Consider the following 4,395-nt stretch of genomic DNA (forward strand, 5'->3'; position numbering starts at 1 on the left):
GAGTAGCATAATTCGGTTCATAAGAACATTTTTTAAGCGGATATTCCATCCGCTTTGTTTGCTGTACGCTTTTTTCCTTGCTTGCACAAAAAAACAAACGGCACAGGGCTTTTTCCCGTGCCGTTTCGGATTCCATTTTTATTCCCGGTCTTGTCTTTGAACTTAACTTAATGACATTGCCCGAGTGGGTGCCCTTTCTATTTGCCTAATAAATTTTACGCTTGCTTTGTCCGTTTCTCCAAGCGAAACTCGCCGGGGGTGACCCCAGTAATTCGTTTGAACATCCGTGTAAAGGAATTTGCATTGTGGTAGCCAACTTTATTCGCGATCTCATGGATTTTATCATCTGATTCGATCAGAATAACCTTGGCTTTGCTAATGCGAATATCTTCCAGATACTCGCTGAACGTCTTGCCGGTCTTGTTCTTAATATATTTCCCCATATATCCGATTGAAATATTAAGTTTGCTGGCGATGTCCTCCTGACTGATATCTTCACCGCTGTGTCGTTCCATATAGGCTAGGACATAGTCTACAATTGGATCCTTGTCGGTTTTTTTGTTGTTGATTAATGCAACGGCCCTCTCGATCAGTTCATTATAGAAAGAGTAATATTGATCTGTTGTTGCAAATTCTTTTAGTTGTTCATAAGGGGCGAGCTCACTTAGCAGGTCACCTACCTCGATTTTCTGTGACATCAGTATTAGTAATATTTCGGAAATGATGTCATTTGCCATTTGCCTGTATTCAACAGCCCTTTCGCTGTTGCTAAGACGATTTAGCAGCCGGTGTATGATTTGCATAATGTCGGTTGCATTTCCTGCTGCCACATGAACCGACAGCTTTTTGAGCTCAGACGGTGGAATATGGAGGGCGTTTTTCTCCCCGTCCAATTCGGTTATTAACTGAGTATTCGCATTGAGCTTGCGCTGGTGGATCATTTCTAACGTTTCTTCATAAGCGTTTGTGAAATCGCTATGATTTCTCAATTGCGGATTAGCGGCGATCGTGATATAGAACCCTTGGCGCTGATTGAACAATTGGACAAGATCCTGCAGCGTTGCGAAGAGTATGTCCTGAATTGGATTTGGATCGTCATCGAAAATAATAGAAGCGATCAGGTCCTTCTCGATCTGCAACGTCTCGGATTGATTATAACGCTGCAGTATGGTCGAATTGATTATATCTGCAAAATGCTCCGTATTTTTAATGTCCACAACGGATAGTTGCTGACTACTTCTAATGGGTTGAAGTTGGTACATCACAAAGTAGAATGGCTTGGTATTATCAATCAGATTTTGCATTTCCGTATGCTCAAGAGGAATATTTTTGACCTTATTCCAGTAACTATAGGTTTTTAACAAAGAATTTTTCATTTTCAGATCCTGATTGATCTTCTCGGTGGAGACGATGATCGACTTCAGCTTGTCCCCGATTTGGATATATTCACGGATCGTGCTATTGAAATTGAAGTTGGGATTCATCTTCTGCAGTGATTCTAGCATTCGTTGTACTGGAAGTCGGAACCGGATGCTGAACAAGATGGAAATTAACAGACTAAGTACAAGAGACAATGCAAATAAAATGAGTAGCAGCAGGCTTAAACGGAATAAAGTAGAGGCGATTTGCTGATTTGGAGTGACATTCACATAGGTAAGATTTGATTTCTCGCCGGTCTGATAGAAATAGTAATTATTATTATTCGAATCATAGGCTTCTCCGTTCCCTGTAACCCGAAAGTCTGTAAGCGCTTTTATAAATGGAGTACTGAAGAAGCGACTTCCGTGAACGTCCTCTATATAGAAAAGATCATTATCCGAGAAGTGAGAGTTTAAATAGATCTCATCCGCATCAATAAAGGCGGCGATATAGTTATTTTTTTGAAGTTTGCTTTTTATAATAACCGGGAAGTAGGAACCCGCCTGCTCGATCTTTCCATTTATATTTCGTTTCTGAAACGGAGCAGCAGGAAATATCCGCATATGGTAATCTACTTCTGTCTGTTTCCTCCAGAATTCGGCATTATATTGAGGATTTATATAATGTTCTCCAAACATATCGGTAATCTCCGTTAGTCCTCCCTTTTCGATGATAAAGGAATAACTATCATTATAGAAAAACAAATTAACTAGGTTCAAATTGTTGTAATTGGATAAAATCGTTTTAATTTCACTGGTAAGATTATTCATGGCCGTGAAATCTGATCTGTTATGTTCGAGTAAGGTGATATTGGTACCGAAAAACAAATTTGAAGCGACATCGTCCAAGAGCCGAAATTGTTTCTCGTAATTATTGACGGTGTTGCTCAAGTTAAGTTGATTGTATTTGATTATTTCCATACGAAGAGTGTTCTGAAAAAAGTTGAAGGAGAGCAAGTTGAAAATGAAGGAGATCATGACGATAATTACAAAGCTGAAAAGCAGTTTGATAAAGAAGGAGTTTCGTTTCGATCGCAGAAATGTAATCATTACTCACGCCCCTTATGCTTGGAATATATTACTATTATATTCAATTTCGTGTACAAAGCGAACCTACAATATCCACTCTATTCTTCACTCTCCGATCATTATTGAAGTTTTGGCTGGAAAAAGGACAAGACAAGAAGCGTTCCAATGACCAGACTATACACATTAGCTATACATTTATTCATCAGATGATCTTTATTGGCCACAATGACATAATGGGAATAATAGTACGGGAATTGCGTCTACCTAGGAGAGAAAATAGATGCTTATAATTAGGTTGTGTCCGGATGGAACAGTCAGGATCACCCGCAACTCCGATTAACCAATTTGATAATGGGGGGATAGGAAATGAAAAAAGGAAACAGACGTTGGATCGGTTTCACGCTTGCGACGGTTTTATTAGTATTGTCTGCTTGCAGCAATAATGGAGGGAGCCCAGCACCATCTCCAACCGCGAGCGGTACGACTAGTAGCCCTGAAGCATCACAAGTCGCGGAACCAGAGAAAGTGTCCAATGATGGGAAGTATGATCCGCCCATTACGTTGACGACAGTGAGAACACTGGAATCCACGGTCAAGTTTGCAGATGGAGATTCCATGGAGAACAATGTATGGACACGTGCTTATGAAGAGGAATACGGCATTAAAGTTAAAACCTTATGGGCTGTCGATTGGAGTCAATGGGAGCAAAAAATGAATTTGACGATTGCTTCCGGTGAAATCCCGGATTTCTTCCGAGTAAATGCAACGCAATTCAAACAGCTTGCTGAAGCAGATATGATTGCCGATCTGACGGAGGTCTATAATGAAAACGCTTCCGATGGTCTGAAGAGTTTGCTGACCGAAGAGGGAACAATGGCTTTAGATTCTGCCACCATCGATGGCAAGCTTATGGCCATTCCCTTTACGAGTCCAAGCAGGGAAGGCGCGCAGATGATTTACATTCGCTCCGATTGGCTGAAAGCACTAAATATTCCAGATCCAAAGACGATGGATGATCTTTTGAAAATCAGCGAGGCGTTCTCCACCCAAGATCCTGATAAAAAYGGCACGCAAGATACCTATGGATTGGCGGTAGATAAAGATTTTGAGCTTTTGAAAGGCTTTTTCAACAGCTTCCACGCTTATCCAGGCATTATGATTAAATCTAGCGATGGCAATCTGACCCCCGGAGTCATTCAACCTGAAGTGAAGACAGCTTTGGCTAAGCTGCAGGAAATGTTTAAAGCGAAGCAAATCGACCCGGAATTCGGAGCGAAAGATCTTACCAAAGTATTCGAGATGATTGCTAACGGTAAGATCGGGATCATGTATTATCCGTATTATGCCCCGTTATATCCATTGCAAGCGGGTAAAGACAAAGACCCTTCCATGGAATGGAAAGCGTTTCCGATCATGGGCTTTGACGGCAATCCTCCCAAATCCCAAGTGACATTGGGCGTGGATAGCTATTGGGTTGTGAAGAAGGAAGTTGAACATCCCGAAGCGATTCTCAAAATGCTCGAATTCTGGCTTAAAACATTCTATGAAAATACGTCGGTCGAGATTTATGAGAAGTTTAATACTACTCCCGAGGATGGCAACCAGGTCTGGCTGCTTAATAATATTGCAGCATATAAAGCATTCAAGAACGTAGATGAAAGCTTGAGGATCATTAATGCGCTTGAAACTAACGACACATCAAAGCTAAACCCTGAGGATAAAGGGGTTTACGATAAAATTTTGAAGTTCCAATCCGGAGATCTTACTAATTGGGGCTGGAATCAAATATTCAATAAAGGTCAGTCCTTATCGGTTTCTGAATATTACCGATCGAATAATCTCTATCTCAATGATGAATTTACAACGTCACCTTTAGACGCTATGGTCCAAAAAAGTCCAATCCTTGTCAAGATGTATGCGGAAACATTCACCAAGATTATACTTGGGC

2 protein-coding genes are annotated in these 4,395 nt (G+C 40.9%); one reads left to right on the plus strand and one right to left on the minus strand.

The window, feature by feature from the left end; translation table 11 throughout:
- Nucleotides 1–215: 215 nt before the first annotated feature.
- On the minus strand, nucleotides 216–2,468 hold the full coding sequence (locus AC1DWN_RS28770) for a helix-turn-helix domain-containing protein (protein ID WP_477562307.1): 2,253 nt from the start codon (nucleotides 2,466–2,468) through the stop codon (nucleotides 216–218).
- A 345-nt stretch (nucleotides 2,469–2,813) separates the two neighbouring features.
- Between AC1DWN_RS28770 and AC1DWN_RS28775 the strand changes: the two genes are divergently transcribed.
- A partial coding sequence (locus AC1DWN_RS28775; protein WP_477562308.1) for a type 2 periplasmic-binding domain-containing protein occupies nucleotides 2,814–4,395 on the plus strand: 1,582 nt, incomplete at its 3' end.

Source organism: Paenibacillus sp. P4_A7 (assembly GCF_056402455.1).

Excerpts from the sequence above, each read along its gene's own strand:
- AC1DWN_RS28770 (WP_477562307.1), bottom strand. The coding sequence starts at position 2,468 with ATGATTACATTTCTGCGATCGAAACGAAACTCCTTCTTTATCAAACTG.